The 4,145-nt window shown below is 29.3% G+C and carries 3 protein-coding genes; 1 reads left to right on the forward strand and 2 read right to left on the reverse strand.

The window, feature by feature from the left end; translation table 11 throughout:
- Positions 1 to 36: 36 nt before the first annotated feature.
- Together AMN73_RS01440 and AMN73_RS01445 are read right to left on the reverse strand one after the other, a co-directional pair.
- Entirely contained in the window at positions 37 to 2,460 is a 2,424-nt protein-coding gene (locus AMN73_RS01440; protein WP_075534523.1) for an NAD-dependent epimerase/dehydratase family protein, read from the reverse strand.
- 2 nt (positions 2,461 to 2,462) lie between these two features.
- Positions 2,463 to 3,155 carry a glycosyltransferase family 2 protein gene (locus tag AMN73_RS01445; RefSeq protein WP_075534524.1) on the reverse strand — a complete coding sequence of 231 codons (693 nt, stop codon included), beginning with the start codon at positions 3,153 to 3,155 and terminating at the stop codon, positions 2,463 to 2,465.
- 205 nt (positions 3,156 to 3,360) lie between these two features.
- Here AMN73_RS01445 and AMN73_RS01450 point away from each other — a divergent pair.
- A partial coding sequence (locus tag AMN73_RS01450; protein WP_075534525.1) for an ABC transporter substrate-binding protein occupies positions 3,361 to 4,145 on the forward strand: 785 nt, incomplete at its 3' end.

Genomic DNA, 4,145 nt, shown 5'->3' on the forward strand with positions numbered 1-4,145 from the left:
TCTAATGAACAAAAACCTTTTATTATTAACTCTTAGTCAAATTTTTAGTTTTACGGCAGCACCTGGAATAAATTTTTTATGCTTTAACTTGTTATCCTCTACAATAAAATCAATTTGATTTGATATTCCAAAAAAATTAAGAGCAGTAGTCGCTTTTGCAGGCGCACCAAATCCTATTATTTTTTCGCCTTTATTTCTTAAATTGGAAATATTTTTAATTACGTTTTCTCTAATTTTATAAACTTTATCTGCAAACTTTTGATAAGTTTTGAAATCATCCATACCATAATTTAATTCCTCTTTGATCAATTGATGTACACTTTTATCAATTTTTATCTTTTGATTTTTTTTTACATAAATTCTTATGGATCCACCGTGTGTATTTACTCTTTCAGCTTTATAAATTATTGCGTTAAATTGATTAAAGAAATTTTTTAATGATATTAATGACCAATAGTTGTAATGCTCGTGATAAATATTATCAAAAGTCAAATCTTTCAGCGTATTCATTAGATATTGTACCTCAATGATAATTGTTCCTTTTGGACTTAATAAACTAAGCATACATTCTGCCATTTCTTTTAAATTGTCAGAATGTGCAAAAACATTTGACGCTAAAATTAAATCCGCATTTTTTTTGATTTTTTTCAGGTTTTTTTTGGTTAAAAAACCATGAAAAGTTTTAATTTTATTTTTATTTGCCAGTTTGGCTAAATTTTTTGCTGGCTCTATACCTAATATATTTTTAAAACTTAAATCCTTAAAAGGTTTGAGGGCCACTCCATCGTTGCTTCCAACATCTATAATATATGATTTTTTTGAATTAAGTTTAAATTCTTTAACATATTTTTTCGCAGCATTTACAAAATGATCTCTAAATACTTTTGAAGTTGACGAGGTATATAAATAATTTGAAAACATTTTTTTTGCATCAACTGCGACTGACAATTGGCAATTATGACAACTTTCACAATAGTTCATTTCTAAAGGATATAATTCAGTTTTTTCATTTTTGTTCTTTAACAAATTATTTGCTAAAGGTTGATACCCTAAAGAAACTACTCTTTTAAGTTTTGTACTCCCACAAGATCTACAATTAAATTTATAACAACTCATTAATAGATCTCTTTCTTTCTCATCAACAAAAACATGTTTAATAGTATGAGTCACTCCATAATTTTCATGTTCCCTTTCGCCTCTTACTAAGTTTAAAAATGTCGTATCTTTTGTAAAAACCATTGTATGAGCAACATTAGGTTTTATTGTTGATATTTGTCCTTCATTAACAACTTGTGTAATTTTTGGAGAATTTGGATTTAATAAATCCTGAAAAATTTCAATTATTTGTCCCTTGGTGAATAAACATTTTTGTTCTTGTTGTGGATGATAATGATTAGCTCTTATTGTTCCTTTTTTTGAATCTATTAAACCAATCATATTAATTGGTTCTGTTAATTCAAAATTACTAATCTTGCCTCGAGTATCTACATATTCATTTTCACCATTTCTTACGAATTCTAAATCTTTAACAAGATCTTGTTTTGACCATTTTTCGATCATTTCTTTAATACTTTCATCCAAAGCATATAAAAATTTAAATCCTGTATTCATTAATTTTTTATTTGATAAAGAAAAACCAAGGTTAGGAACTTCATCATTTGTTTCCTTAAGCAATATTTTTGGATTATATTTTTTGCATATTTTAGCAACATCTTTTACGGTGACTTTATCTTTTGTTAGATTAAAAAGTTCTTTACTAATATCGTCTCTTTCCTCCATAAATTTAAAACATCTAGCAACATCAATTAAAGGCACAAGACTTTTGATTTGTCTTCCTCCGGCAAAAAGTTTTAATGTTCCATTTTGAGATGAGATTTTTGAGAAAAGATTAGTCATAATATCTATTCTCGCAGTATCTGTTGAATAACCATAAACAGAACCTAATCTTAATATAATATAATTTTTTCCGGATGACTTGAGTTGTTTTTCGTTAAAATCTTTTGATTTACCGTAAGCTAATTCAGGACAGGTCTGTTTGTTTTCTTGAATATCCTCTTGAACATCTTTCATTCCCTCATAAACTACGTGTGTTGAAGGCATAATTATTTTACAATTATCACTTATTGAATCTATAATATTTTGAGTGCCCTCTTTTGCTACTCTTGCTATTACCTTTTCATTTTCTTCAGAGGCTTCGCTCTTGACTCTTGGGACAGCGGTTATCCCTGCTAAATGATGTATTACATCTGCATCTTTACAATATTTTTTTATAAGATCTTTATCTAGAATATCCCCATGCACAAAATTCATATTCCAATTTCTCAGTTGATTTACTCTCTCAGAAATAAATCTATTATCAATAACAGTGATTTGATCATTCCAGCTATATCCAGAATAAATTTTACACAACTCAGTTCCAATGTAACCAATACCACCTGTAATGACTATTTTTTTTCCCATTTTTATCTAAGTAAATTGTATTTTAATATACATCTTATTGCACTAAGACCATCTTTCCAGGTAATTTTCTTTCCATCCACATATTTTCTACCGAAATATGATATTCCAACTTCGTAAATCCTTAATGATCTTTTTGCAATTTTAGCTGTTATCTCTGGTTCAAATCCAAATCTATTTTCCTCAAGATTAATGTTTTTTACTACATCAGTTTTAAAAGCCTTATACCCAACCTCCATATCTGTGAGATTTAAGTTTGTGAAAATATTTGATAGTAAAGTTAAAAACTTATTGCCTACTGTATGCCAAAAGTATAAAACTCTTTTTTTATCAGATCCTATAAATCTTGATCCAAATACTACATCCGCTACTCCTAAAATAAATGGCTCTAAAAGAGTTTCATAATTTTTAGGATCATACTCCAAATCAGCATCTTGGATAAGTACAACATCCCCCTCTGAAGCATCAATTCCTTTTTTAATTGAAAAACCTTTTCCTGAATTTCTATCGTTATCAATTAATATATTATAGAAATCCTTATTATCATCTAATATTTTTTTTGTACCATCGGTTGATCCATCATTAATTACTATTACCTGATATTCTATGTTAGAAATTTTTGTCTCTTTAATTCTATTTAAAACCTTTAGAATAGTTTTTTCCTCGTTAAATACAGGAATTAAAATCGAAATTTTCATAGTTATGAAGTCAAATTAGATCTTAATAACTTAAAATCAACCTAAAACCTCTTAGTCAAAAACCCATATTTTTGTCTATTTGTGTATAATAATTGTAGTTAGATCAATATTTATTATATGAAAATTAAATAAATTTTTATTGAAAAACTCACATATTCATAATTAAATTATATTTTTATAAAACGTTAACAAATAGAGGAAAACTATGAAAAAATTAATGATAGCTGTATGTATGTTTTTTACTAGCATAGTATCAAACGTATACGCAGATGGGCACGGCAATATTAAAATGGGTATAATTTTAGGTTTTACTGGACCTATTGAGTCACTTACTCCTGCTATGGCTGCATCTGCTGAATTAGCATTCAATGAAGCATCTGACTCTGGTTCTTTATTAGGTGGAAAGAAAATTAAAGTTGAAAGAGCTGACTCTACTTGTGTAGACTCTGCTGCTGCAACTTCTGCTGCAGAAGGATTGGTTTCAAATGGTGTTGTAGCAATTATGGGTGCAGACTGTTCTGGTGTTACTGGAGCAATTGCATCTAATGTTGCAGTTCCAAATGGAGTAGTTATGATTTCTCCATCTGCGACATCTCCAGGGCTCACAACAATAGAAGATAAAGGGTATTTTTTTAGAACTGCTCCATCTGACGCAAGAGGTGGACAGATTTTAGCAGATATTACTAAAGATAGAGGTGTGAAAAGTGTTGCTATAACTTATACAAATAATGACTACGGAAAAGGTTTGGCAGATGTTTATAAAGCCGCTGTAGAGGCTCATGGTATTAAAGTTACAACAAGCGCAGCTCACGAAGATGGAAAAGCGGATTATGCAGCTGAAGTAGCAACTTTAGCTTCTGCTGGTGGTGATGCTGTTGCTGTAATCGGTTACTTAGACCAAGGTGGTAAAGGTATTATTCAAGGATCTCTAGACTCTGGAGCTTTTGATACTTTTATTTTATCTGATGGTATGATTGGTGATTCTTTAAC

This window comes from Candidatus Pelagibacter communis, from assembly GCF_001179965.1.
Taxonomy (GTDB): domain Bacteria; phylum Pseudomonadota; class Alphaproteobacteria; order Pelagibacterales; family Pelagibacteraceae; genus Pelagibacter.

Excerpts from the sequence above, each read along its gene's own strand:
- AMN73_RS01440 (WP_075534523.1), bottom strand. The coding sequence starts at position 2,460 with ATGGGAAAAAAAATAGTCATTACAGGTGGTATTGGTTACATTGGAACT.
- AMN73_RS01445 (WP_075534524.1), bottom strand. The coding sequence starts at position 3,155 with ATGAAAATTTCGATTTTAATTCCTGTATTTAACGAGGAAAAAACTATT.